At 60.6% G+C, this 23,329-nt stretch carries 27 protein-coding genes; 19 read left to right on the top strand and 8 right to left on the bottom strand.

The features are described from left to right. Positions 1-47 precede the first annotated feature (47 nt). Genes ACNOHI_RS04625 through ACNOHI_RS04615 form a run of 3 tightly spaced genes read right to left on the bottom strand, consistent with a single transcriptional unit; the run spans position 48 to position 2,898 of the window. Complete coding sequence (locus ACNOHI_RS04625; RefSeq protein ID WP_420473474.1) at positions 48-1,985, bottom strand: HD domain-containing phosphohydrolase; 1,938 nt, start codon at positions 1,983-1,985, stop codon at positions 48-50. Between the two features lie 55 nt (positions 1,986-2,040). Further along, on the bottom strand, positions 2,041-2,463 hold the full coding sequence (locus tag ACNOHI_RS04620; RefSeq protein ID WP_420473473.1) for a DUF4399 domain-containing protein: 423 nt from the start codon (positions 2,461-2,463) through the stop codon (positions 2,041-2,043). A 57-nt stretch (positions 2,464-2,520) separates the two neighbouring features. After that, positions 2,521-2,898: a DUF4399 domain-containing protein gene (locus ACNOHI_RS04615; RefSeq protein ID WP_420473815.1), complete on the bottom strand. Its 378-nt coding sequence runs from the start codon at positions 2,896-2,898 to the stop codon at positions 2,521-2,523. A 299-nt stretch (positions 2,899-3,197) separates the two neighbouring features. Here ACNOHI_RS04615 and ACNOHI_RS04610 point away from each other — a divergent pair, with 299 nt between their 5' ends. Beyond that, positions 3,198-4,367, top strand: a complete 1,170-nt coding sequence (locus ACNOHI_RS04610; protein WP_420473472.1) for an SUMF1/EgtB/PvdO family nonheme iron enzyme — start codon at positions 3,198-3,200, stop codon at positions 4,365-4,367. 243 nt (positions 4,368-4,610) lie between these two features. Here the strand turns inward: ACNOHI_RS04610 and ACNOHI_RS04605 are convergent, their stop codons facing one another. The 3 genes from ACNOHI_RS04605 to ACNOHI_RS04595 all read right to left on the bottom strand — a co-directional run bounded on the left by ACNOHI_RS04605 (position 4,611) and on the right by ACNOHI_RS04595 (position 9,394). Further along, on the bottom strand, positions 4,611-6,641 hold the full coding sequence (locus ACNOHI_RS04605) for a serine/threonine-protein kinase (RefSeq protein WP_420473471.1): 2,031 nt from the start codon (positions 6,639-6,641) through the stop codon (positions 4,611-4,613). A gap of 449 nt (positions 6,642-7,090) precedes the next feature. After that, positions 7,091-7,678 carry a chalcone isomerase family protein gene (locus ACNOHI_RS04600; RefSeq protein WP_420473470.1) on the bottom strand — a complete coding sequence of 196 codons (588 nt, stop codon included), beginning with the start codon at positions 7,676-7,678 and terminating at the stop codon, positions 7,091-7,093. Between the two features lie 27 nt (positions 7,679-7,705). Then, positions 7,706-9,394, bottom strand: coding sequence for a methyl-accepting chemotaxis protein (locus ACNOHI_RS04595; RefSeq protein ID WP_420473469.1), 1,689 nt, complete (start codon positions 9,392-9,394; stop codon positions 7,706-7,708). A gap of 454 nt (positions 9,395-9,848) precedes the next feature. On the opposite strand from ACNOHI_RS04595, the gene ACNOHI_RS04590 reads away from it, so the two are divergent. Together ACNOHI_RS04590 and ACNOHI_RS04585 are read left to right on the top strand one after the other, a co-directional pair. Continuing rightward, positions 9,849-10,058, top strand: coding sequence for a hypothetical protein (locus ACNOHI_RS04590; protein WP_420473468.1), 210 nt, complete (start codon positions 9,849-9,851; stop codon positions 10,056-10,058). A 93-nt stretch (positions 10,059-10,151) separates the two neighbouring features. Continuing rightward, positions 10,152-10,604 (top strand): SET domain-containing protein, encoded by a 453-nt coding sequence (locus ACNOHI_RS04585; RefSeq protein ID WP_420473467.1) that lies wholly within the window; start codon positions 10,152-10,154, stop codon positions 10,602-10,604. A 14-nt stretch (positions 10,605-10,618) separates the two neighbouring features. Here ACNOHI_RS04585 and ftsH read toward each other — a convergent pair whose 3' ends face one another. Beyond that, entirely contained in the window at positions 10,619-12,424 is a 1,806-nt protein-coding gene (gene ftsH / locus ACNOHI_RS04580; RefSeq protein ID WP_420473814.1) for an ATP-dependent zinc metalloprotease FtsH, read from the bottom strand. Between the two features lie 307 nt (positions 12,425-12,731). Between ftsH and ACNOHI_RS04575 the strand changes: the two genes are divergently transcribed. From ACNOHI_RS04575 to ACNOHI_RS04515, 13 genes are all read left to right on the top strand, one after another. Further along, positions 12,732-13,040, top strand: coding sequence for a hypothetical protein (locus ACNOHI_RS04575; protein ID WP_420473466.1), 309 nt, complete (start codon positions 12,732-12,734; stop codon positions 13,038-13,040). Positions 13,041-13,313: 273 nt separating this feature from the next. Continuing rightward, on the top strand, positions 13,314-13,616 hold the full coding sequence (locus ACNOHI_RS04570) for a hypothetical protein (protein WP_420473465.1): 303 nt from the start codon (positions 13,314-13,316) through the stop codon (positions 13,614-13,616). A 32-nt stretch (positions 13,617-13,648) separates the two neighbouring features. Further along, positions 13,649-13,945 carry a hypothetical protein gene (locus ACNOHI_RS04565; protein ID WP_420473464.1) on the top strand — a complete coding sequence of 99 codons (297 nt, stop codon included), beginning with the start codon at positions 13,649-13,651 and terminating at the stop codon, positions 13,943-13,945. 23 nt (positions 13,946-13,968) lie between these two features. Continuing rightward, entirely contained in the window at positions 13,969-14,232 is a 264-nt protein-coding gene (locus tag ACNOHI_RS04560) for a hypothetical protein (protein WP_420473463.1), read from the top strand. Between the two features lie 127 nt (positions 14,233-14,359). After that, complete coding sequence (locus ACNOHI_RS04555; RefSeq protein ID WP_420473462.1) at positions 14,360-14,584, top strand: hypothetical protein; 225 nt, start codon at positions 14,360-14,362, stop codon at positions 14,582-14,584. An 83-nt stretch (positions 14,585-14,667) separates the two neighbouring features. Further along, on the top strand, positions 14,668-15,522 hold the full coding sequence (locus tag ACNOHI_RS04550; RefSeq protein WP_420473461.1) for a helix-turn-helix transcriptional regulator: 855 nt from the start codon (positions 14,668-14,670) through the stop codon (positions 15,520-15,522). Positions 15,523-15,596: 74 nt separating this feature from the next. Continuing rightward, the gene (locus ACNOHI_RS04545; protein ID WP_420473460.1) at positions 15,597-16,811 is read left to right on the top strand and encodes a branched-chain amino acid ABC transporter permease; all 1,215 of its coding nucleotides are present in this window, start codon (positions 15,597-15,599) and stop codon (positions 16,809-16,811) included. Between the two features lie 263 nt (positions 16,812-17,074). Continuing rightward, positions 17,075-17,377 carry a hypothetical protein gene (locus tag ACNOHI_RS04540; protein ID WP_420473459.1) on the top strand — a complete coding sequence of 101 codons (303 nt, stop codon included), beginning with the start codon at positions 17,075-17,077 and terminating at the stop codon, positions 17,375-17,377. A 59-nt stretch (positions 17,378-17,436) separates the two neighbouring features. Then, complete coding sequence (locus tag ACNOHI_RS04535; RefSeq protein WP_420473458.1) at positions 17,437-17,748, top strand: hypothetical protein; 312 nt, start codon at positions 17,437-17,439, stop codon at positions 17,746-17,748. 28 nt (positions 17,749-17,776) lie between these two features. After that, positions 17,777-18,073: a hypothetical protein gene (locus ACNOHI_RS04530; RefSeq protein WP_420473457.1), complete on the top strand. Its 297-nt coding sequence runs from the start codon at positions 17,777-17,779 to the stop codon at positions 18,071-18,073. Between the two features lie 56 nt (positions 18,074-18,129). Then, positions 18,130-18,393, top strand: a complete 264-nt coding sequence (locus ACNOHI_RS04525; RefSeq protein WP_420473456.1) for a hypothetical protein — start codon at positions 18,130-18,132, stop codon at positions 18,391-18,393. 135 nt (positions 18,394-18,528) lie between these two features. Beyond that, the gene (locus tag ACNOHI_RS04520) at positions 18,529-20,859 is read left to right on the top strand and encodes a DUF3141 domain-containing protein (protein WP_420473455.1); all 2,331 of its coding nucleotides are present in this window, start codon (positions 18,529-18,531) and stop codon (positions 20,857-20,859) included. A 134-nt stretch (positions 20,860-20,993) separates the two neighbouring features. After that, positions 20,994-21,317 carry a hypothetical protein gene (locus ACNOHI_RS04515; RefSeq protein ID WP_420473454.1) on the top strand — a complete coding sequence of 108 codons (324 nt, stop codon included), beginning with the start codon at positions 20,994-20,996 and terminating at the stop codon, positions 21,315-21,317. Positions 21,318-21,368: 51 nt separating this feature from the next. Here ACNOHI_RS04515 and sodC read toward each other — a convergent pair whose 3' ends face one another. Continuing rightward, on the bottom strand, positions 21,369-21,902 hold the full coding sequence (sodC, locus tag ACNOHI_RS04510) for a superoxide dismutase [Cu-Zn] SodC (protein ID WP_420473453.1): 534 nt from the start codon (positions 21,900-21,902) through the stop codon (positions 21,369-21,371). A gap of 408 nt (positions 21,903-22,310) precedes the next feature. Between sodC and ACNOHI_RS04505 the strand changes: the two genes are divergently transcribed. The 3 genes from ACNOHI_RS04505 to ACNOHI_RS04495 all read left to right on the top strand — a co-directional run bounded on the left by ACNOHI_RS04505 (position 22,311) and on the right by ACNOHI_RS04495 (position 23,259). Then, a complete protein-coding gene (locus ACNOHI_RS04505) occupies positions 22,311-22,577 on the top strand; it encodes a hypothetical protein (protein WP_420473452.1) in 267 nt (88 codons plus the stop codon). Positions 22,578-22,649: 72 nt separating this feature from the next. Continuing rightward, positions 22,650-22,913: a hypothetical protein gene (locus tag ACNOHI_RS04500; RefSeq protein WP_420473451.1), complete on the top strand. Its 264-nt coding sequence runs from the start codon at positions 22,650-22,652 to the stop codon at positions 22,911-22,913. Between the two features lie 61 nt (positions 22,914-22,974). Further along, the gene (locus ACNOHI_RS04495; RefSeq protein WP_420473450.1) at positions 22,975-23,259 is read left to right on the top strand and encodes a hypothetical protein; all 285 of its coding nucleotides are present in this window, start codon (positions 22,975-22,977) and stop codon (positions 23,257-23,259) included. Positions 23,260-23,329: the final 70 nt, after the last annotated feature.

Here is a 23,329-nt window from a genome sequence, read left to right as displayed (position 1 = left end):
TGATCTGAGTCGTATGCATTGTGGTTCCGTCCTTGAAATTGTTCGGTTCATGCCTCTGTCCATACGCGGGCGTCGACAAACACCTTGAATAGCCTCGGGTCGAGATGGCCGGCGCGGCATTCGGCGCCGATCAGGTCCAGCGCCTGTTCGACCGGCACGGCCTTCTTGTATGGCCGGTCGCCGGCGGTCAGCGCGTCATAGATGTCGCAGATCGTCAGGATGCGCGTCTGCACGCTGATCTGATGCCCGCGCAGACCCATCGGGTAACCCGAGCCGTCGAGCTTTTCGTGATGCCCATGCGCGATGGCAGGCACGCCGGCAAGATCGCGCGTCCAGGGGATCAGGATCAGGAATGAGTAGGAGTCCGCGACGTGCGACTCGATCTCCTTGCGCTCCTCTGGCGTGAGGCAGCCCTTTGGCAGGCTGAGCGCCGAGAACTCGCATTCGTGCAGCAGCGGCGATGTGCATCCATCCACCTCCTGGTAGGCGTAACCCAGGATGTTCGAGAGGTCGGGCAAACCGCCGCCGTGCGAAATCGCCGGCTCGTTCGCCTCGCGAATCGACGAAAGGAATCCTTCGAGGCGCGCGAATTCTTCCTGCAGCGCCTCCTCCATCCGGTGCTTCTCGGCGCGGAAGGACGCCATTGTCATTTCCTCGGCGGCGTGGCGTTCCACCAGCCCGCGATACGCGTGCCGCTCGAGACAGGCGCGCGCGTACTTGAATCGCTCCTCCAGCATGCGCATCTCGAAGTGATGCAGCTTCTTCTGCTTGCGCAACACGTGCTCGCGCACGCCGACCTTGCCAAAGTCGTGCAGCAGCGCGGCATAGCGGATTTCGCGCAACTGGTCGAGGGTAAACCCGACGTTGCGCAAATCCGGCGTATCGGCGCGATCGACCGCCTTCGCCAAGGCCTCCGCATATCCGGCCACCCTGAACGAGTGTCCGGCCGTGACCGGATCGCGCTCTTCGATCGCCTGCACCGAGGCGCGCACGAAACCGTCCAGCAGGCGTTCAATGTCCGAATACAACTGGAAATTCTTCAACGCCACCGCCGCCTCGGCGCAAACGCCGGTCAGCATCTCCAGGTCCTGCTCCTTGAACGCATAGGGATCGGACGAGGTATCGACCTGGATCAGCCCGAGACACTCGCCCTCGAGCACCAGCGGCACGCACATCACGCTGCGGATCGCCTGCGCGAGGATCGACTCCTGCGCGCCGAAATGCCGGTCCGACAAGGTATCGACCGACAGGATGGATTGCTTGCGGTTCAATACTTCATCGATGATGGTGCGCGACATGCGGACCCGCTCCAGGTCCTCCGGCCTGCCATCCCTGCGGCGCGCCGCCACCGGAAGCGGCTGTCCTCCTTCGGTCTTGCGCAGCAGGATGAATGCGCGCTCGGCCAGGGGGAAGAGTTCGAAGATGAAATTCATGATCTTCTCGGTCAGGGTTTCCTGGTCGGTCACCGCGCCGAGCGCAATGCCGACCTGGGCCATTGCGTGCAGCTTCTGCATCGTCTGCTGGACATCGCCATGCGCCGCGCCCCCGCCCGGTTCCATGATGCGCGTCAGCTCCGAGGCATCGACTACGCGTGTAATGATGGTCGGCGTGCTGTCACGCGCAGGTACCACGAGGGAATGGAAAACCATCTGCGCATTCGACACGGTCAGCTCGTCGCCATCCTTGAGCGCGTGCCACGCACCCGGTCGCAGCTTGTTGCCATCGACGAACGTACCGTTGAAGGAATGCAGGTCTTCCACGAAATAGGTGTCGCCGCGCCGGCGGATGCGCGCATGCCGACGGCTCACCGTATGCTCGGGAATGCACAGGAATTTGTCGGACGCGAGCGAATCCTGCGGATCTCGCCCGATGACCACTTCATCGTGGATGGGAAACACGGTCGGCCGCGCCGATCCGTCGCCGGTGACCTCAAGGTAGGCCGTCACCGCCCCGGCGGAAACGGCCGGGGCTACATGGTTGTCCATCACACCTCCATACGCCGGCGTCGCGCGCATCGGCTCTTGACTGCCGGGGGAGGCCTTACTTGACCGTAATCGTGATCTTCTTCGAGAAGATCGGCGGATTGTGAGGGATGTGCTTGTCGTCGCCCATCAGCAACTGCAAGGTGTGCTTCCCCGGGGGCAGTTCAATCGTGGTTTCGGTTTCACCCGCACCGAAATGCAGGTGGTTCCTGTCCGACGGAATCTCCTTGTCGGCAGGCGGAATGGGCGTATCGATGAGCAGGTGATGATGCCCGGTGTTGGGCAGCTTCACGTCCTTCGGCGCCACACCCATGTCGCGCAGGCCGAACCAGACGCGGATCGGCTTGCCGGCTGAAACGACTTCGCCGTTGTTCGGCCATCCTATGTACAGGTAGGCGTGCGGCGCGGCAGGAGTCTCGCCCGCGAACGCCGCTGTCCACGAGAGGAGGAAGAATGCCGCTGCTACGCAGGTCCTGGCCATGATGCGCACTCCCGAATCCGTTTTCATCCGCACAAGCATCGTCGTTCCGGTCCTCATCTACTTCACCGTGACCGTGATCTTCTTCGACATCACCGGAGGATCATGCGGAACATGGTTGTGGTCCCCGAGCAGCAGCTGCAGCGTATGCTTGCCGGGAGGCAGTTCGATCCTTGCCTCGGTTTCGCCTGCGCCAAAGTGCAGATGGTTGCGATCGGACGGAATTTCCTTGTCCATGGGAGGCAGGTCGGTATCGATGAGCACATGATGGTGGCCGGTATTCTGCCTTTCGACACCCTTGGGCGCGACACCCATGTTGCGCAGTCCCATGCGAAGCCAGAACTTGCCGCCGCTGATGACCGTGCCGTTCTGCGGCCAGACGATGTACACCTCGGCGTTCTCGGGGGCGGGCGACCGTTGTGCGTGTGCCGCGGTCATGCCGATGCATGCTGAGGCCACTGCGACAAAAAAGGCGAGTCTAGGCATGCAATGGCTCCTCCAGCAGTGAAGTCCGCCTGAGCGCCCAGGCACATGCGTCGAAGCGTCGCCTTGGGGGCCAGTTCCATGATCAACCGCCGGCGGATGCGTCTACCGTGCGGAAAAAGCAGTTGCTCTCATTTTCGGAGAAGTTGTGGACCGTCGTTTGTGCTTTCGCAAACCGCTACCACTATTGGATATCGATGATATGCAGGAGGAACAATCTCCGATGATGAATTTCTCATGACGAAGGTTTTGCTGTGAGGCCAACATTCCTGATCGCACTTTCGCTGGGCGTGTCCGTCGTCGACCTTGCCGCGGCAGCCGACCGCCGGACAGACTTGCTCGATAACGGCATCGCCGCGATCCTTCCCAAGGACAGCGCGGAACAATATGAGATGACGTTCTGGGAGTCGATCAAGGACAGCAACCATATCGGCGACTACGAAGCCTACCTGCAGCAGTATCCGAAAGGACGATTCGCCGGACTGGCTAAAGCCCGTATCGAACGCCTGCGCGCTGCGGCCAAGACGGAGGCAGCACCGGAACCTGCGGCCAAGACCGCCCCCGAAAAATCGCGCCCCACTCCGCCGCCAAAGGCCGAGCCAGAACGCAAGCGCACCCCGCCGGTGGCGAAAGAGCCACCCGCACCGAAAGAGGTCCCGCCACAAGCCGCGCCTGCGGAGCCCGTTCCCGACAAGCCACCGCCCAAGGCGGCGAGCGGCGAACTGCGCGATTGCCCGACCTGCCCCGTGCTGGTCAGCCTCCCTGCAGGGAGCTTCACCATGGGCGCAAGCAGCGGCGATCCATCTGAAAAGCCAGCCCACCGTGTGTCCGTCGGCGTGCCGTTTGCAATCGGAAAATACGAGGTGACGGTAGACCAGTGGAACGTGTGTGCCGAAGGCGGTAGTTGCCCCAAACTGTCGAGCAGCAACCCTGGCAATACACCGGTGCGGGACGTGAGCTGGGACGATGCGCAGCAGTACGTGAAATGGCTTTCGATCACCACGGGAAAGACGTACCGGCTGCCGAGCGAAGCAGAATGGGAATTCGCCGCGCGCGGCGGAACCTCAACCCGCTTCTGGTGGGGCGAGCAGATGAAACCGGGTAATGCCAACTGCAAGGAATGCGGCGAGCCGTGGAACGCGGACGGCCCGGCAAAGGCCGGCTCCTTTGCTGCCAATCCGTACGGATTGCACGATATGAGCGGCAGCGTCTGGGAATGGGTTGCGGACTGCTGGCACAATTCCTACAAGGGCGCGCCCGGCGATGCGAAACCGTGGGATACGCCCGGTTGCAGGGAGCGTGTGATCCGTGGCGGCTCTTGGCGGGATGGAGCGACCTATATGCCATCCTCCACGCGCTTCAAGTACGGCGCGAGCGTGCGGCATTCGCAGAACGGGTTCCGGGTGGCGAGGGACGTGAAGTAAGAACGGTGTTTTACCGCATTCCGCTGGCGGGCGGTGTCCTATGACTTGTCGCCGCCCTATCCCCGTCGTTCCCGCGAAGGCGGGAACCCATAGTGAGGTGATCGATGCAAACTCAGCATGGATTCCCGCCTGCACGGGAATGACGGGTTGCTTTATGCGCTAAAGCGAACGCTCCTACCCGCCAGCTAACGCATGTTGCAAAGCCCCACGCATGCACCAAGCTAGCCCCCGTCTCCCCACGCTTCACTGCTTCCGCGCCCTCGTCGTAATCTGCAGGAAATCAACCATGATCTTGTCCCGCCCGTGTTTGGCGGCGATCTGCTTCAACTGCTTCTCTACCGCCTTCAGGTAATCGGCAGTCTCTTCCGCCTCCGGCCGCATCGCATCGAACAATGGCGCGGGTGTCGTCAGCAGCACAATGAGGTCCGTGCCGAAGGGCTTGGCCACCACCCAGTTGCCACCCCCGCCAATGGTGGCCGAATAGTTGGGTGGCGCCTGGTTGGCCCGCAGGCGCGGGCTCGGCACCATGTGCAGCACGCTCCCGTCAAACGAAAAGTAATCGACGTGAACCCAGGATTCGAAACCCGGTGTGGTGAGATCAAGGACCACCGAATCACCTTCGACAAGTTCATTGCGCGCGGGCCTGATCTTGACCGAGACGGATGATCCCGCCGCCTGATTGCTTAGCCAGTAGGGGGCGAAAAGTTTGATGGCGCCGCATTTCTCGTCGCCGACCTGACGCACGTCCAGGTTCAACGCCTGCACGCCAGGGATGGCGCCAAGTGTCTCCTTCGCGCCGGCGACACCACTGCCTGCGAGATAACCTTTTACCTGGAGCGTGTTGCCCTTGATCGACGGTACCAGTGCGGAACACGGAATGCGCGACAGGACCGGCGTGACCGCTTCCATGGTCAGCGCCGGAATGACGGGCGTCGGCGGGGTCGTTGCCACCGCGGGCGGCTCGCGCTCCTCCATCTTCACGACGGGCGGCTCCTCCGCGGGTTTCTCCTTGCTCCCCTGGTAGAAATTGAATGCCAGCGTGGCAAGCAATGCAGCGGCAAAGACGCCTCCGCCGATCAGGGCAAACGGCGGCACGCCACCGGAACCGCTGATTTCCTTGTAAAAGAGATCGACGCCTGGCGTTCGCGCCTCGCGTTCAAAGGCCAGTGCATGCCGCAAGGCCTTCCATGGCGCGTTGCCGAGATGCTGGGGGCGCTGCGGCTTGAGCCCCGAGTTGCGTGCCTGCGTTGCGGGCACGCGGTCGAAGGGATGGTGCCCCGTGAGCAATTCGTAAGCGATGCATGCGAGCGCATAGACGTCGTCACGGGGATCGGGCTCCTTGTTTTCCAGCATTTCCGGACTGGCATACGCAGGCGTCATTGCGCCCAGACTTCCAGGGTCGAAAACGGTCGCCTCGACAACTTCTTCCGGCTTGTGGAATACGCGTGCAATGCCGAAGTCGATCACCTTCACGTCGCCATTGTCCGTCAGGAACACGTTTGCCGGTTTCAGGTCGCAATGCACGAAGCCGCGTTCATGCGCATAGGAAAGCGCCTTGGTAATGCCGGCAATGATCTTCAGTGCCTCCTCATACGGCACGCCGGAAAAGCCTGGCGCGCGCAGCATTCTGTTGAGGGGACCGCCGGTCAGGTATTCCATGGTGAGGTACACCATCGGGCCGTCGCGGTCGAAGTCGTAGACGCGGACGATGTTGGGATGCGCCAGTGCCTGCGCCTTCTTCGCTTCGCGCTGCAGCGCGATGAGCGACTTCGGATGCCCTCGGAACTGGACGTTCAGGACTTTGATGGCGATGTAGGGATTGCGGTCGGACGCCTCCAGCTTGCGCAGGTCCAACGCCTTGTACACCGTGCCCATGCCGCCGAAGCCGATACATTCCTCAAGGACAAAACGGCCGTTGAGCGTGTCGCCCACGCCCTTGATGCGCTCCAGCCCGTCAACCATTTCACTGCTGTAACGCGTCTCGCTGCCGGATACATACGGCGGCATCGTGCTTCTGAGCGAACTGGTCCGCATGCGGGTTTCGTTGCCGTTCATGCCGCGCGTCGATTCCACGACACGCTCTACCCGGCGTTGCAACTCCGCATACACGTCGGGGGGCAAGTGTCCCCTTGTGTTCTCGTCGTCAAGAATTTCCAGAAGCTTGGTGGGTTCGACGCTAGGGGCTGCCAGCGCACGGTCGACTTGCGCAAAGAACTCGTTGTGCGAAACGCCGCCACCCTGAAAGTTGCGGATCGCATGCGCAAGGCTAGCCATAGGTTTAGTCGGTGACATGAGGGCTAAAGAGGGTGTTACGGACTCATGAAGGGGGCGCGCAGCCCCGAGAACCGGTCGAATGCAAGGCGCGGCGACGCGTCGTAGCGGTGCTACGGCAAGGAGCCGCAACACCGCAGGCGGCCGGTTATCGGGGCTGCCCGGAGGGTTCGGTCGAGAATGGACGCATTGCGGTGTTGCGACGCTTGCTCAGACACCCAGTCTGAGCGGCGCGCCGCGCCTAGCACTGCATCCCTTCTCGACCGAACGCGCCCCCTTCATGAGTCCGTAACACCCTCTAATACTGCTCGCCCGTCGCTTTGTCGTTTTAATATAGTACAAACTGACAGCGTTGCCGCGATGCGAATGCCGCGAAAAAAACGCGCCGGACGGCGCGTTGAATGAGAAATGGTGATGTGCCGGCAGTCAACACCGGCACAGAATTTATAAAGTCATCCGCCGAGCAATGCTTGCTTCAGCGTATTGTCGACCGGCTTCTCACCCAGCCAGATGCGCATAAAGGCGTTGTAGAACGCAATGTCCGGCAGCACTTCGCCGACGCGCTTGTCGTTCACCAGCACATGCATCCCTTGTCCGGGAACCCAGTCGCAGGTGATGGCGTCGCCCTTGCTCAGCTTGGGGATGGACGCGAAGATCTCTCCCATCTTCATCGTCTGGTTCACGAACTTGGCTTTTTCCGCCTTGTCGGAGTTGGCGTTCAGGCCGTCCATGAAGGCCTGGCCCAGTTCTTCATTGTTGACATCACGCAGCAGCACCAGCTTGATGCGACGTGCGCCGTTCAGCGCCGCGATTTCCGGCACGGTCTTCTTTTTTTCCGTCAGGTAGAGTCCCGCGGCATAGACCTTGAACACGGCCCAGGTGCGCACTCCCGCGCCGTTCAGCTTCAACTCCTGGTTGGCCACCTTGGTCGTGTCGTCCAGTTTGATGCCGCCGACTTCCATGGCGTGCGCGGTCATTCCCAGTCCCATTGTGAAGCTGGCTGCCACGACCAGACTCATCAGGTTCTTGCGTGCTTTCATATTGTCTCCGGTTGCAACTAAAACGAATTAAAACTCTTCCCAACCCTCGCTGGCATTGACGGCCGGCGCCCTCTTCACGGCGGGCACGTTGGACGCTTTCTGCTTCACGGGCAAGGTCACCACCTTGTCCGCTTTCGGCACCGGCGCAGGTTGCGCCAGCGCCGGCATGCCGTTGTTGAGCTTGAACACGCTGACCAGCTGCGATAGCGTCGATGCCTGGAACTGCATCGACTCCGCGGACGCCGCGGCTTCTTCCACGAGCGCCGCGTTCTGCTGCGTCACGCCGTCCATCTGGACGATCATGTGGTTCAACTGCTCGATGCTGGCGCTCTGCTCCTGGTTGGCGGCGGTGATTTCGGACATGATGCCGGTGACGCGCTTGACGCTGGCGACCACCTCGTTCATCGTGCTGCCCGCCTGGTCGACGAGCTTTGCGCCGGTGTCGACCTTCTCGACCGAGTCGCCGATCAGCTGCTTGATTTCCTTGGCAGCACTGGCCGAACGCTGCGCGAGGCTGCGCACCTCGGCGGCGACCACCGCAAAGCCTCTGCCCTGCTCGCCTGCACGCGCGGCTTCGACCGCGGCGTTCAGCGCAAGGATATTGGTCTGGAAGGCGATGCCATCAATGACACCGATGATGTCCACGATCTTGCGCGAGGACTCGTTGATCGAACCCATGGTCTGCACCACCTGCGAGACCACCGCGCCGCCCTTCTCCGCGATCTGCGACGCGGTGGCCGCGAGATCGTTTGCTTCGCGGGCATTCTCGGCGTTCTGGCGCACGGTTTGGGTCAGCTGGCCCATTGACGAAGCGGTTTCCTGCAGCGACGCCGCCTGCTCCTGCGTGTGGTGCGACAGGTCCATGTTTCCGCTGGCGATCTCGCGCGATGCGTCGGCAATCGTCTCCGTTCCCTGGCGCACGTCGCCGACGAGCTTGGCGAGGCTGTCGTTCATGTGCTGCAGGGCTTTCATCAGTTCACCGGTCTCATCCTGCGTCTTGACCTTGATCTCGCTGGTCAGATCGCCATCGGCAACGCGCTTGGCGACGTTCACCGCTTCGTTCAGCGGGCCGGTGATGCCGCGCGTGGTCAGGAAGCCGACCAGGATGCTCAGTGCCGCCGCGCCGGCAGCCAGCGCGAGGATGAAGATTGCCGTCTGGCTGGCGGCCGCCGTGGAGTCCGAGCCGGCCTGCGCCATCTCGCCGTCCTGCAGCTTGATGAAGCCATCCAGCTGCTCAAAGTATTTGCCCTGCAGCGGACGCACCGAGAACATCAGCTTGACCATCGCCTCGTCCTTCTTGTCCTCGTTGATGAGGGCGACGAACTTGTTCTGCGCCGGAAGGAACTTATCGCGCAGCTCGCCGATGGCCTTGACCTGCTCCTTGCCCTTGTCGTCGGTAATGATGGTGGTGAGCTTGTTGATGGAGGCGTCGATGCTCTTGTTGCGCTCCTCGATATTGGAGAGCTCCTTCTTGATCTGCCCCGCATCCTGCATGATCAGGACGTTGAGCATGCTGCGGATGCTCTCATCGAGGTCGGCCTTGATCTTGTTGGCGACTACCGTCTTGGGATAACGGTCATTCACCATGTGGTTGATTTCCTCCGTCAGGCTGGAGATGCGGAGGTAGGACAGGCTGGCGAGCAACACCAGCAGCGTGGTGACGACCCCAAAGCCCAAAGCCAGTCGCTGGCCGATGCGCAAGCGGTTCAGATTCATTTTTGCCCCCGTTATTAGCCCGTCGTTTGTAAGTCGCGGTATCTTTTGATTCGCCGGCAGCCCGCGTCTCACGGATCTGCAGAGGGGCGCTTTTATTGCACTATAGCAACCCCGACATGATGATAGCCCGAGACGAATAAACTTACTTAAGTGATATTAGAAGCACTGCTCTAGCAATTCTCCGTGGCATGTTGCGGTTGCTCATGATGTGCTTCGCGCGTTGCGCCCTACTATTCGTTGACATTCACGCAACATCGTCGCGGTTGCACAACGTCTGCTTCCCCTGCGGGGAAAACGCCTTTCGCTCCCCGATGCGCGAACTATACTGTACAAACATACAGATCTGCCGAGGTGTAGCATGGAACCGGAAGTATCTAAGCTTGCTGCGATAGAACAACGGCTACGTGAGGAAATCCGTTTGCTCGTGAGGCGCCGTGTACCGCGCGGAATGCGCTTGAACTGGAGGTTGATGTTCGAGATCGAGGACGAAGCCGTCTCGCGGCTGCAACAGGATGACGCGCTCGACCTCCACTACATCAACATCATGGTGTCGCCGTCCGCGCAACGCCAGCCGAGGACGGAAAAGCCGGCTGAACTCGCCGACATCTACCCCACGCATACCGCGCTGCGCATGATCCAGGAAGCCCACAAGCATGCGCATTGACAGCACCCGCCCGACTTGCCGGAACTTCAAGCATGTACCCCGCTCAGAGCGAACAGGCGCACCAACGGGAGACCGCATGTGAGGAAAAGCCGCTTGCCGCCGTATGTTGTGAGGCACTCCGTCATTCACGGCAATGGGGTGTTTGCCCGCCGGCGTATTGCGGCGGGCGATCGCATCATCGAGTACAAGGGCGAACGCATTGCATGGCCCGAAGCGATACGGCGCGCCGAAGCGAAAGGCGGGCCGTTGAACCATACGTTCTTCTTCACCCTTGCGGATGGGCGCTTGATCGATGGCGGCGCCCACGGCAATGACGCCCGTTTCATCAATCATTCCTGCGAGCCGAACTGCGAAGCCATGGAGCACGCGGACGGCACGGTCCACATCTATTCACTCATGGATATCGAGCGCGGTGAGGAGCTCTGCTACAACTATGCGCTGATCTACGAGGGCCGCCATACCGCCGCAGTGAAGCGGGCCTTCGCCTGCCACTGCGGCGCGCCGGGCTGCAGCGGCATCATGCTTGCACCGAAGCCGCGGCGATAGCGTGCCAGTCAAGATCAGGTTGTTGCAGCAGTCACCGATCCGGAGCCGCCAGGCAGCGACGACCTCTTTTCCGACACATACTTCGGTGCGCGCGGCGCGCTGCCAGCCATGATGTCGTTCACCTGGTCCGCATCCAGCGTCTCCCATTCGAGGAGTGCATTCGCCATCACCTCGACCTTCTCGCGGTTGGTTTCCAGAAGGCGGCGCGCCAGGGTGTACTGGGCATCAAGGATGCGTCGGATTTCCTCATCCACCTTTTGCTGGGTCTCCTCCGAGACGGTGCGGGAATTCATTCCCATGCCATCCTGTTCATCGGTATAGACCATCGTTCCAAGCGTCTCGGACATCCCGAAGCGCGTGACCATCGCACGGGCCAGTTTGGTCGCGCGCTCAAAGTCGTTCGATGCGCCAGTCGATTGTTGCTGCATGAAGATCTCCTCGGCAATACGGCCGCCGAACAGGATCGCGATGTCTTCCAGCATCTTGTCCTTGTACATGTTGACGCGGTCGTGCTCGGGCAGTTGCCACGTCAGGCCCAAGGCAAAGCCGCGCGGCATGATCGTCACCTTGTGTACCGGGTCGGCCTTTGGCAGCAGTTTGGCGACCACGGCGTGGCCCGATTCGTGGAAGGCCGTGTTGCGGCGCTCTTCTTCCCGCATCACGGCCGACTTGCGCTCCGGTCCCATGATGATCTTGTCCTTTGCATCCTCGAAGTCCTGCATGTCGAGCACTTGCTTGTTGCGTCGCGCTGCGAACAGCGCGGCTTCATTGACCAGATTCGCCAGCTCAGCGCCCGAGAAGCCGGGCGTGCCGCGCGCCAGGACATCGGCCTGCACATCCGGAGAGAACGGAACCTTGCGCATGTGCACGCGCAGGATTTTTTCCCGGCCGCGAATGTCCGGCAGTCCGACCATGACCTGGCGGTCGAATCGGCCAGGGCGCAGCAAGGCCTTGTCGAGCACATCGGCACGGTTTGTCGCGGCGACCACGATGATGCCGGAGTTGGGTTCGAAGCCATCCATCTCGACAAGCATCTGGTTCAACGTCTGCTCGCGTTCATCGTTACCGCCGCCCATTCCCGTTCCCCGGGCACGGCCGACGGCATCGATTTCGTCGATAAAGACAATGCACGGCGCATGCTTCTTGGCGGTCTCGAACAGATCGCGCACGCGCGAAGCACCGACGCCGACGAACATCTCGACGAAATCGGAACCGGAAATGGTGAAGAACGGAACACGCGCCTCGCCGGCCATCGCGCGGGCAAGCAAGGTCTTGCCGGTGCCAGGAGGGCCGACCAGGAGAACGCCCTTCGGCACATGGCCGCCGAGTTGCTGGAATTTGCGCGGCTCGCGCAGGAACTCGACGATTTCGTCAACCTCCTCGCGCGCTTCGTCACAACCGGCCACGTCAGCAAAGGTCGTGGTATTCGTGTTCTCGTCCTGCAGGCGTGCCTTCGACTTGCCCATCGAGAACAGGCCGCCCTTTCCACCTCCTTGCTGGCGTCGCATGAACCACACCCACACGCCGATCAAGAGCAGCATCGGGAACCAGGAGACGAAAACCTGGGACAGGAAGGACGGCGCCTCCGGATTCCGGACGTCAAATTTGATGTCGTTATCAATCAGGTCATTGATCAGGCCACGGTCGAGCAAGGTCGTGTTCGTCCTCAATTCCTTGCCGTCACTGGTGACGGCAGTGACGCGCGTGCCCTCGATCACGGCTTCGCGAATCTGCTTCGTCTGGACCAACGAGAGGAATTCTGAATACGCGATGGGCGTGGATTTTCCGGAAGTGCCGGAGTTGAATGCCTGGCTGACCATGAAAAAGACAACGAATGCTGTAATTGCCGAGATGGCCAGGCGTAAGTGTTTTGGGTTCACTAAGATTCCTTTGAGAGTCCAAACGTTGGAACTGCCCCAGTCGTTCGCCGAATCAGGGCAGACACTCTGATGATGCTATCGCTTTCAATCCAGCTGATAAAGCGAACATTCATAGATAATTACTTCGCAAAATCAGAAGACATTGCTCCACAGCCCAGGTATCAGAATGCTTTGTTGAGCCATGGCAGATCCCGCGCCTTGTCCTTGTCCTACGCTTTAATGCATCAGTATGCATGAAGGAATCAAGATGCGTTTGCCTACCTTACTTATTGCGATCGGCGCTGCCGCCATCACATCCCTCTCGCTGGCGCAGCCGGCTTCCACGCCTTCCGAACGCGATAGAAGCAGCGGATCCTCGGAAACACGCTCGGCCGGCGCGAAATCAAGCTATGACGCCGACGATTGTCGCAAAGACATGGAAAATGCCAGGGACGCCAGGCAAGCTGGACACATCACGGAGAAAGAGTACGCCGAGCAGAAGAAAATGGCTTTAACGAAGCTGAAAAGGGATTCCGGCCAGACCGGCGCGTCTGACAAGGGCGTAGACTGCAAGTAGCGTCAATCCTTCCCCATAAAACCGGTCGCGCCGCAGCGTCGGCGCCACCCCAACACTTCCCCCGATCTGTTGGCCGAGAACCGGCGGCCACGATCGTCCCGATTGCCCCCAGGCATCGCCCGAACACATTGCAGAGTTCGCATTTCCTTTATTTTTCAATGATTTGCATGCGGTCCGCGTGATGAGCGACGCTGCTGGCACACCTCTCGCAATAGGGTTGTCGAGCGCAACGAAATGCTCTTCCAACCCAAACCAACCTCAGGAGATTTATCCATGTCCACTCTGATGATCAAAGACCTCGCCATCGCTTCCGACCTCGACCGTGCTGCCATGTCTTCCGTACGCGGCGGCTACTACAAGGGCGCACCGTCTTGCTGGACCCCGTCCTACTGCGCGCCGAGCTGGGGCATGCCGACGTCCTATGCACCGGAGCAAAAGTTTTCGTTCGACGCCTCGCAGATGATCGGCCAGTCGCAGAACGTGCAGAACAACAACGGCAACAACGTCGCCTTCGCCAGCGGTATCACCTCGACCGTGAACCCGACGCAGTCCGCGAACAACAACATCAACTTCTGATTTTTGATTTCTGATTCGATAGGAGAACAATCATGGCAACCCTGATGATCAAAGACCTGGCCGTTACCACCGAACTCGGCCACGCAGCGATGGCAACCGTACGCGGCGGCTACAACAAGGAACTCACGGGCGGACTGTCCCTGACTTCGCTGGGCGTCGATATGCCGAAGACAACGATGCCGACCAACACCTACAGCTTCGATGCATCGCAGCTGATCGGCCAGTCGCAGAACGTGCTGAACAACAACGGCAACAACGCAGCCTTCGTGTGCGGGATCACGTCGACGGTCAACCCGACCCAGACCGCCCACAACAACATCAACTTTTGATTTGGAAAGCAAGGAGAACATTCATGTCCAACCTCATGATCCACGACCTGCCCCGCAGCGACGAGCTCGACCGGCAAGCAATGGCCCGGGTGCGCGGCGGCAACTCCTGGCTGAAGGGCCTGGGCCCGATTGCCAACGTGAACGTCGGCGTCAACCAGAACATCGCGCAGATGCAGAACGTCGAAGTCAACGCGCTCAACAACATCGGCGTGCTTGGCGCAGGCTTCGGTCCCTTGAAGCTGGATGTCAGTCCGTCGCAATGGGCATCCGCCGACGCCTATTTCTGATCACTGCGCATCCTCTGTCAAAAGCTCGCCGGGAGTTTTCCCGGCGGGCTTTTGGCGCGTTGCTGTGATACATCAATGCTTCACCTGGCCGTGCAGGGCATAACACGGAGTACTCAAGGAGAAAGCCATGGCCACCATCGTTATCAAGGACCTGACGGAGAACATCGACCTCGATCGCCAGGCAATGGCATCGATCATCGGCGGCGCTCGCACCCGCGGTCGGTTTATTCCACGCCGTACCATCGCAAGCCCCACACGCATCGTGAATTATCCGCGCGGCTTCGCGGGCAACCTGCCGCCGATCATGGGCGGGCCGTCCATCATCCGCAAGAAGGACAAAGAGGAAGAGTAAGCAGGTTCGGCCGCAACCGCGACCGTTCGAATTTCCTCCGGCGCAAAATCGGGTAATGTGCGGATTATTCACGAGTCCGTTCCATGCACCTGATCGAGCGCCCCCTGTTCCGCAGCGAGCTACTGGCAATTCGCCATGCCGTCGCACGCCCCACTGAAGCGGAATGCAGCGACCTCGCCTGGGCGGAAGCAGACCTCGTGATCTTGCCGTTCGCAGGCCTCTTTGCCCTGCATGATGCGCCCCGGCGGCATTTCATTGCCAATCCGAACCACGCCCTCTTTCTCGGGCGCGGCCAGCCTTATCGCATGAGCTTCCCCGGCCGAATCGGGGATGAAAGCATCGTCCTCGCCTTTTCCCCGGCGGCCCTCGCGGACATGCTTGCCGAAACGGTTGGCTTGCAGGCGCTATGCTCGCCTCGCCTGCGTCCCAATTGCCTGCTGTCTGCGGAAAACGTGCTCGAGCGGAGCCTCTTGTGGCGGGAAATGATGAGCGCATCCCCGGACCCGCTTGCCGTCGAAGAGCGCAGCGTCGCGGTCATGGAGGCTGTCCTGCGGGGCGCCGCGAGCAACGGCCACGCCGCGCCGTCACCCGGTCGCGCCCTCACGCACGCCCGGCGCCGCCGGCAGGTCGAGGACGTCAAAGAGGCCATCACCCTGTTCCCAACGCAGCCATGGACGCTTGCTGCCCTCGCCAGCGTAGCCAACACCTCCCAGTATCATCTTGCGCGGGTATTCCGGGAGGAAGTCGGCTTGCCGGTGCACCAATACCTGCTCAGGACTCGGCTTGGCAAAGTCATGGAAGCCATGCACGAAACAGGAATGGGCCTCACCGACATCGCGCTCGATGCAGGCTTTGCCAGCCATAGTCATTTGACGGCCGCCTTCCGGGCACACTTCGGGATGGCGCCCGCCGAGTTCCGCCGGACGGTCCTCCGCTGACTGAGCAAGATCCTGATAGTCGCGAGGGAATTGCCTGCCTACCATGATGACGTTCATCCTGTTCGAAGGACATCATGGCGATACACCTCACGCACCGCCCCGCCGCGCGCACTGCAATCCTCGCGCTGACACTGCTCCTGTTCCCCTTCGTCGCCGCCCGGTTCGGCAATTCCTGGGTGCGCATGGCCGACATGACGCTGCTGTACATCATGCTGGCACTGGGACTCAATATCGTGGTCGGGTTTGCCGGCCTTCTCGACCTTGGCTATATCGCATTCTTTGCGGTGGGCGCCTACATGACTGCCTTGCTCGCCTCGCCGCAATTCGCGGTCGTCCTCGAATCCCTCATCAATACATCACCTGCTACTGGCGCATTCGTCCTGCGCCTGCTTGGCCCTGAAGCAGCAACGGAAGGCATCCACCTGTCGGTATGGGCCATCGTCCCGCTCAGCGCCGCGCTCGCGGCCTTCTTCGGCGCCCTGCTCGGCGCCCCGACACTGCGGCTGCGCGGCGACTACCTGGCGGTCGTTACGCTGGGATTCGGCGAGATCGTCCGCATCTTCATCATCAACCTGAATGCGCCGGTCAACATCACCGACGGACCGAAGGGCATCAACATGATCGACCCGATTCGCGTCTTCGGTGTATCGCTGGCCGGCGAGCCGGGGGCACGGGCGATGGTCGACGTTTTCGGAGTGATGATGCCCTCCGTGAATGCCTACTATTTCCTGTTCCTCGCACTCTGCGCCGTCATCGCAATCGTGTCACTGCGCCTGCAGCACTCGCGTCTCGGCCGTGCCTTTCTTGCCATTCGCGAGGATGAAACCGCTGCGCGCGCGATGGGCATCAATACCCGCAACGTCAAGCTGCTTGCCTTTGCGCTGGGCGCGTCCTTCGGCGGCGTATCCGGTGCCATGTTTGCGGCCTTCCAGGGATACATATCGCCGGAATCGTTCTCGTTGAACGAATCGATTGCGGTTCTTTCCATGGTTGTCGTCGGCGGCATGGGCCATGTGCCGGGTGTGGTACTGGGCAGCATCCTGCTCGCCGCCCTGCCGGAAGTGCTGCGCCATGTGGTCGAGCCGTTGCAACGTCAACTCTTCGGGCACGTGGTAATCGAGGCCGAAGTGCTGCGGCAGCTGCTGCTCGGCCTGGCCATGGTGCTGGTCATGCTGACACGTCCGGCAGGCATCTGGCCGCGTCCCGGTGACGAGACAAGCAAGACAAGTCCGGCAGGAGAATCCAATGCCGCCAACCAATCCAGCGACGTTGAAAAGCTCGCTGCATGACCGGGGCCGCCCGTTGCGGCCACCGGTGTCGTGAACCAGCGGACACACGCTAGAAAACTGTTGGCGGCACACTGACTGCCGCCTCGTCTCACGCCCGCCTCATTCTGCGCCAGCTCGCAGGAAATCCACCGCTTTTTCTATATTTTTCAAACACTTAGCCGTCACCTCAGCAGAGCCAGCGTGCGCTGGCACACTCCTCGCAATAAGGTGGTCGAGCGCAACGAAATGCTCTTCCACCCCACCACCCATTAGGAGATTTACCCATGACTACCCTGCTGATCAAAGACCTCGCCGCCGCCACCGAACTCGCCCGTGCCGACATGGCTGCCGTATCCGGCGGTTGCTACTACAAGCAGCCTTCCTGCTATACCCCGACCTACTACGTTCCCGAGTACTGCGCGCCAGCACACAAGGGCTATCCGAGCTCGTTCTCGTTCGACGCCTCGCAATCCATCGGCCAGTCCCAGAACGTCGTCAACAATAACGGCAACAACGTCGCCTTCACCAGTGGCATCAGCTCCACCGTGAACCCGACACAGTCCGCCAACAACAACATCAACTTCTAAACCGTTTCGCCCCTGTTCTGCCCCTGACAACCTGAATCGCACCCCCAAGGAGACTTCAAATGACTACCCTGCAGATCAAAGACATCGCTACCGCAACCGAACTCGACAGCGCCGAAATGGCATCCATCGCCGGCGGCACCTGCTACAAGCCGCCCGTATCCTGCTGGACGCCGCCGTCCTACTGCCCGCCCGGATATGGCATGCCGTCGGAACCGAAGGGCTATCCCTCGTCCTTCTCGTTCGACGCTTCGCAGTCCATCGGCCAGTCGCAGAACGTCCAGAACAACAACGGCAACAACGCAGCCTTCGTGTGCGGCATCACGTCGACGGTCAATCCGACCCAGACCGCCAACAACAACATCAACTTCTGATTCGAAGCCCTAGTTCAAGGAGAACACCATGACCACACTGATGATCAAGGACCTGTCCGCCACGATCGAACTCGATCACTCCGCCATGGCATCCGTGCGCGGCGGCTTCAACAAGGAATACATGGGCTCGATGTCCCTGTACTCCCCCGGGGCCGAGATGTCGCAGTCGACCATGCCGGTCAACACCTACACCTTCGATGCCTCGCAGCTGATCGGCCAGGCGCAGAACGTGACCAACAATAACGGCAACAACGTCGCGTTCGCCAACTGCATCACGTCGACGGTCAATCCGACGCAGACCGCCCACAACAACATCAACTTCTGATTCCGTCACCGTCAGGTGGAGGCCGCGCGCCTCCACCCGAACAAGGAGAAATACCCATGTCAAGCCTCACCATCCAAGACCTGCCGCTCAGCCAGGACCTCGACGAGAAAGAAATGTCGAAAGTACGCGGCGGCAATTCGTGGCTCCAGGGCCTCGGCCCCATCGCCAACGTCAACATCGACGTCAACCAGAACATTTCGCAGCTGCAGAATGTCGAGGTCAACGCCCTGAACAACATCGGCGTGCTCGGGGCCGGTTTCGGCCCCCTGAAACTGGATGTCAGCCCGTCGCAATGGGCTTATGCGGACGCCGCCTTCTGAACGCACCCTGCCCGTGCCTTGGCCTGCCCGGAATTTTCCGGCAGGCCTTTTTTCATCCTGCCCTGCTCGACACCTCAGGAACAATGCAAGAACAGCAAGGTCAACCTACTCCAGTCAAACGGGGAGGTCTCCAGGATGGATGCAGGAACACAGCTTGCGCGCAGCCATGAAAATGCCATCAAGATCGGATTTATCTTCCGTGAACGTGCCGAATCTGCCCTAAGGCAATACGGCAACCAGGCAAGGAAGGTCATGAATGGGGACGGTGCCGAAACGGCACGTCGCGCATCCCTGCAACTTGCTGCCGATCCCTGGGGAAGCTTGGAATATGCAGCCGACGCGGTGCAGCGCGCCATCCTGTTCTGGGACACCTTGCGCCGGCGCGGCAACCAGTTCGCCAAGCATCCCTGGCTCGGACCGGAACTGGTGCTGCACTTCGACTTCGACGTCGTCCTCGATGGCCGATCCTTCGAGCGCCCGGTCAACTATGCGATGCTGAGGATCAAACCGCCGGAAGGGGTGGTCGTGGATCCCCGCAAGCGCCCTTACCTCATCATCGACCCGCGGGCCGGACACGGGCCTGGCATCGGCGGATTCAAGGACGATTCGCAGGTCGGCGTGGCGCTTCGTGCCGGCCATCCCGTGTACTTCGTCATCTTCTTCCGCGATCCCGAGCCGGGCCAGACGCTGCTCGATGTCTGCGCCGCCGAACAACAGTTCGTCAAAAAAGTGCGGACGCTGCACCCTGAGAGCGCCAAGCCGGCCATCGTCGGCAATTGCCAGGGCGGATGGGCGGCAATGATGCTCGGGGCGTCCTCACCGGATAATACCGGCCCGATTGTCATCAATGGGGCGCCGATGTCGTATTGGGGCGGTGCATGGAGCGAAGGCGGCGGCGACAATCCGATGCGCTACAGCGGCGGCATCCTTGGCGGCACATGGCTCGCCTCTTTGATGGCGGACTTGGGTAACGGAAAATTCGATGGCGCATGGCTGGTGCAGAATTTCGAAAACCTCAACCCGGCCAACAGCCTGTGGGACAAGTATTACCACCTGTACGAAAACGTCGACACCGAGCCGCCGCGCTTCCTTGAATTCGAACGCTGGTGGGGCGGCTACTACCTGATGAATCGCGAAGAGATCGAATGGATCACCCGCAATCTCTTCGTCGGCAACAAGCTATGGTCGGGAGACGTCAAGTCCACGGATGGACGGGCCTTCGACCTGCGGCGCATCAAGTCGCCGGTCATCCTGTTCGCCTCGATGGGCGACAACATCACGCCGCCGCAGCAGGCATTCAACTGGGTGGCCGACATGTATGGGAGTACCGAAGAGATCAAGGCCCACGGCCAGGTGATCGTCGGGCTGACGCACAAGAACATCGGCCACCTCGGCATCTTCGTGTCGGGCAAGGTGGCGCAGAAGGAGCACACGCAGATCGTCTCGGTGCTCAAGTCCATCGAGGCACTGCCGCCGGGCCTCTATGGCATGGAAATCAGCGAACGCCGCGATGGAAGCGGCAAGCCCGAGTATGACGTCGCCTTCCGGGAGCATCGACTGGAAGACTTCACTGCTTACTTCAATCGCTTCAAGCGGGTGGACGAACAACCCTTCGAGGCGGTGGTCGCGATCTCGGATTTCAACCAGCGTGCCTATGAACTCTTTGCCCAACCCATCGTGCAGTCGCTGTCGAATGAATTCAGCGCACGGCTGATGCGCCAGTTCCATCCCTTGCGCGTCCAGTACTGGTCGTTCTCGAATTTCAACCCGATGCTCGCCTGGCTGGAACCCGCGGCACAAGCCGTCAAGCTCAACCGCAAGGCCGTGGATGCGGACCATCCATTGCGACGGGCAGAAAAGCTGGGGTCCGACCTGATCAGTTCATCGCTCGACTTCTATCGCATGATGCGCGACGCCGGCACGGAAGCGGCCTTCTTTGCCGTCTATGCCAACATGTTCTCGCTCTACCTCGCCGACAAGCATCAGGCCGAGGAACGCGCCGCAAAACCGGTCACCGATCCGAGGGATTTCCCCTTCGTGAAGGAAGCGCTGGAGTCGATCTCGGAAGGTGGATACGCGGAAGCCTTTGCCCGCATTTCCTTCCTGCTCTCGCGCAAGGGCGAACCCCTGCCCTTGTCCCGGCTCCAGATGGAAGCCGAACTGGCCGAGACCTATGCGGAGTTTTATCCATCGGCGATCCCGGCGGACCAGTTCCGCCGCATTCGGGGCGAACAGGAGATCATTGCCCGCTTCGAGCCCGAGCGCGCCGTGCTGACCTTGCCCGTCCTCCTTGCCGACCGCCTCGACCGCGAACGGATGCTCACGCTGCTCGACAAGTTGATGAGCGATGAACGTGTGCAACACGCCCGGCCTACCGCCGAACAGCTGGCCATGTTCGACCGGATCCGGACGGTCCTGAACCGCAGGAAATCAAGCGAACGACCTTTCGCCACCGTGCGGAGCTGATCAATTTCGCAACGTTTGAAGGACAAGGCGACGGGCCGGTACCGTGATGAAGATGTAAGCAATTGTTAGCCTGTGCACCGATTCCCGTCCTGGAGCGTTATGGCCTTGTATCAACAACTTGCACCAGGATCAACATGGACATTCAGCCTAAATTCGATGCCGACATGACCGTTCGTTCGTTTGCTTATACGGCAAAGCAGTTGGCCACCACGCACGCCTCGCTGGCGCCTTCCGTCCTGCATGACCGCATCCTGGCCGAAGCGGAAAAGCACCGGAGCGCCTTGCGTCTGGTGCAGCGCGACGCATTCGAAATGGCGCAACAGGGGTTGCGCAAACAGGCTTTGACCAAGGCTGAATTCAACCAGGTATGCGAGGCGGCCGTACAGGCAGTTTCGCAGGCGCAACAGGCACTCACCCGGATCGCGGCGCAGTATGCACCGCAGAAACTCGCGGCCTGAGGACCGCGGTTTTGGTTTGGCAACGCCCGCGTCCGACGGGCGTCTGCTTTCCTACTGGATCACTCCGCACACGACGCGCGCACCGCCGCCGCCCAAGGCTGCAGGATGGTCGGAATGATTATCCCCGCCTGCGTGGACCATCAGCGCGCGACCGCGCACATCGGCAAGCTTGAGGCGCGGCGAAAGCACCGGATTGCCGGCATTACCCGCCGTGTCCACGAAAAGCGGCGGCAGGTCGCCTAGATGCCCGTCACCCCACGGCAGGCCATGCTTCTTCGTGCCTGCAGGATCAAAGTGCCCGCCGGCCGCCAGGCCAGCCACCATCTTGCCGTTCTGCTCCTTCGCATCGCAGCTCGGATTCTCGTGGACATGGAAGCCATGCACGCCCGGCGTCAGCCCGCTTAGCGCCGGCACAAACTCGAGCCCGTACTTCGTATCACGAAGTACGACCTTGCCCACCGAGGCGCCGGCGCCGCTTTCGCTGAGCGCCTTCATTTCGACAGCCAAGCCGTCCGAGTTTGCCATCGCAACCGAGCTCATCGCCATGGCTGCAATCGATGCGAAAAACCTGATTCGTGTTTGCATGAGAGTTGATCCTTTTTTTAGTTGCGGCTTTTGGTAACGATCTCCAGCATGTGCCGTGCCGGACTGCATCTTGTCGGACGACTTTAACAGCCGGATTTTTCACGGCGGTTGAGGAAGCGCAGAACGATGACACTCGGCATTGGGCGAGTTCTGCTTCGCCATTTTTCCTCTGTCGGCGCTGACCAGACAGTGCGGGAGCATGTGTCGGGTTCAAGCCGCCGTACTGCCGCGCCAGCGCATGCAAAAGGTATCACGAGATTTCAGCAAATTTCTCAAATTTCTTCACCAATCAAGGACTTAGACGCACTGCGCATGCAGGCGGTCCGTGCTGGCACACTCCTCGCAATAAGGTGGTCGAGCGCAACCAAATGCTCTTCCAACCCAAACCACCTTTCAGGAGATTTACCCATGACCACGCTGCTGATCAAAGACCTCGCCGCCGCAACCGAACTCGACCGCTCCGCCATGGCTTCCGTGCGCGGCGGCTATTACAAGGCGGCCGTGCCGTCCTGGATGCCCGGCTACGGCGCCACCAACACCTCGATCAAGGCGGAACAGCTGATCGGCCAGTGCCAGGATGTGGTGAACAACAACGGCAACAACGTTGCATTCGCCAACTGCATCAGCTCCACCGTCAACCCGACGCAGACCGGCAACAACAGCATCAACTTCTAAGCACGAACGACGATCCGGTGGAGGCCCGCTGTGCCTCCACCCAACCCGCACCCACATTCAAGGAGAACCACCATGTCCAGCATCATCATCCACGACCTGCCCCGTGCCGCCGAACTCGACCGCAAAGCCATGTCTTCCGTCCGCGGCGGCAATTCCTGGCTGCAAGGCCTCGGACCAATCGCCAACGTTAATGTCGGCGTGTCCCAGAACATCGCGCAGTTCCAGAACGTCGAAGTCAATGCACTCAACAACATCGGTGTGATTGGCGCAGGTTTCGTTCCGCCCAGCCTGAATGTCAGCCCTGCACAGTGGGGAGTCGCCGGCGTCGCCTTCTAAACGCAGGCACGGCACTTGCACAAATCGCTGACCGCCCAATAAAAGCTCTCGGAGACAAGAAATGGCAACCATCACGATCAAAGACCTGCGCACCGACCAGATTCTCGACCGCAAGGCAATGTCCGCCATACGGGGCGGAAACGGAGGCTGGGTCTACGGCTGGATCCGCCCCTACAGTCGCAACACGAATGCATTCGGATCGGGATCGGTCATCAACTTCTACCAGATCAACAACTATGCCGACCAGATGATCAACCAGGTGCAAGTGGTCGACATCAACAACTCGGCCGCCAACGCGAACATCAACGTCGGCCTCAATGAGAGCAGTACAAACGTCAAGCATTAGACGCACCACAATTGTTTTGCGCGGGAAGACGTGCATTCCGCGTCACTGGTTCTATACTCATCGCAGGGAA

Origin of the sequence: Noviherbaspirillum sp. ST9 (assembly GCF_048799745.1) — a bacterium.
In the GTDB taxonomy this organism is placed as follows: domain Bacteria; phylum Pseudomonadota; class Gammaproteobacteria; order Burkholderiales; family Burkholderiaceae_D; genus Noviherbaspirillum.
Note: the sequence above shows the minus strand (reverse complement) of the source record. Positions and strands in the feature narration are given on the sequence as shown.

What these genes read in the sequence shown, in the direction of transcription:
- ACNOHI_RS04625 (WP_420473474.1), bottom strand. Translation starts at nt 1,985, where the DNA reads ATGGACAACCATGTAGCCCCGGCCGTTTCCGCCGGGGCGGTGACGGCC.
- ACNOHI_RS04620 (WP_420473473.1), bottom strand. Translation starts at nt 2,463, where the DNA reads ATGGCCAGGACCTGCGTAGCAGCGGCATTCTTCCTCCTCTCGTGGACA.
- ACNOHI_RS04615 (WP_420473815.1), bottom strand. Translation starts at nt 2,898, where the DNA reads ATGACCGCGGCACACGCACAACGGTCGCCCGCCCCCGAGAACGCCGAG.
- ACNOHI_RS04605 (WP_420473471.1), bottom strand. Translation starts at nt 6,641, where the DNA reads ATGGCTAGCCTTGCGCATGCGATCCGCAACTTTCAGGGTGGCGGCGTT.
- ACNOHI_RS04600 (WP_420473470.1), bottom strand. Translation starts at nt 7,678, where the DNA reads ATGAAAGCACGCAAGAACCTGATGAGTCTGGTCGTGGCAGCCAGCTTC.
- ACNOHI_RS04595 (WP_420473469.1), bottom strand. Translation starts at nt 9,394, where the DNA reads ATGAATCTGAACCGCTTGCGCATCGGCCAGCGACTGGCTTTGGGCTTT.
- ftsH (WP_420473814.1), bottom strand. Translation starts at nt 12,424, where the DNA reads ATGGTCAGCCAGGCATTCAACTCCGGCACTTCCGGAAAATCCACGCCC.
- ACNOHI_RS04575 (WP_420473466.1), top strand. Translation starts at nt 12,732, where the DNA reads ATGCGTTTGCCTACCTTACTTATTGCGATCGGCGCTGCCGCCATCACA.
- ACNOHI_RS04570 (WP_420473465.1), top strand. Translation starts at nt 13,314, where the DNA reads ATGTCCACTCTGATGATCAAAGACCTCGCCATCGCTTCCGACCTCGAC.
- ACNOHI_RS04565 (WP_420473464.1), top strand. Translation starts at nt 13,649, where the DNA reads ATGGCAACCCTGATGATCAAAGACCTGGCCGTTACCACCGAACTCGGC.
- ACNOHI_RS04560 (WP_420473463.1), top strand. Translation starts at nt 13,969, where the DNA reads ATGTCCAACCTCATGATCCACGACCTGCCCCGCAGCGACGAGCTCGAC.
- ACNOHI_RS04555 (WP_420473462.1), top strand. Translation starts at nt 14,360, where the DNA reads ATGGCCACCATCGTTATCAAGGACCTGACGGAGAACATCGACCTCGAT.
- ACNOHI_RS04550 (WP_420473461.1), top strand. Translation starts at nt 14,668, where the DNA reads ATGCACCTGATCGAGCGCCCCCTGTTCCGCAGCGAGCTACTGGCAATT.
- ACNOHI_RS04545 (WP_420473460.1), top strand. Translation starts at nt 15,597, where the DNA reads ATGGCGATACACCTCACGCACCGCCCCGCCGCGCGCACTGCAATCCTC.
- ACNOHI_RS04540 (WP_420473459.1), top strand. Translation starts at nt 17,075, where the DNA reads ATGACTACCCTGCTGATCAAAGACCTCGCCGCCGCCACCGAACTCGCC.
- ACNOHI_RS04535 (WP_420473458.1), top strand. Translation starts at nt 17,437, where the DNA reads ATGACTACCCTGCAGATCAAAGACATCGCTACCGCAACCGAACTCGAC.
- ACNOHI_RS04530 (WP_420473457.1), top strand. Translation starts at nt 17,777, where the DNA reads ATGACCACACTGATGATCAAGGACCTGTCCGCCACGATCGAACTCGAT.
- ACNOHI_RS04525 (WP_420473456.1), top strand. Translation starts at nt 18,130, where the DNA reads ATGTCAAGCCTCACCATCCAAGACCTGCCGCTCAGCCAGGACCTCGAC.
- ACNOHI_RS04520 (WP_420473455.1), top strand. Translation starts at nt 18,529, where the DNA reads ATGGATGCAGGAACACAGCTTGCGCGCAGCCATGAAAATGCCATCAAG.
- ACNOHI_RS04515 (WP_420473454.1), top strand. Translation starts at nt 20,994, where the DNA reads ATGGACATTCAGCCTAAATTCGATGCCGACATGACCGTTCGTTCGTTT.
- sodC (WP_420473453.1), bottom strand. Translation starts at nt 21,902, where the DNA reads ATGCAAACACGAATCAGGTTTTTCGCATCGATTGCAGCCATGGCGATG.
- ACNOHI_RS04505 (WP_420473452.1), top strand. Translation starts at nt 22,311, where the DNA reads ATGACCACGCTGCTGATCAAAGACCTCGCCGCCGCAACCGAACTCGAC.
- ACNOHI_RS04500 (WP_420473451.1), top strand. Translation starts at nt 22,650, where the DNA reads ATGTCCAGCATCATCATCCACGACCTGCCCCGTGCCGCCGAACTCGAC.
- ACNOHI_RS04495 (WP_420473450.1), top strand. Translation starts at nt 22,975, where the DNA reads ATGGCAACCATCACGATCAAAGACCTGCGCACCGACCAGATTCTCGAC.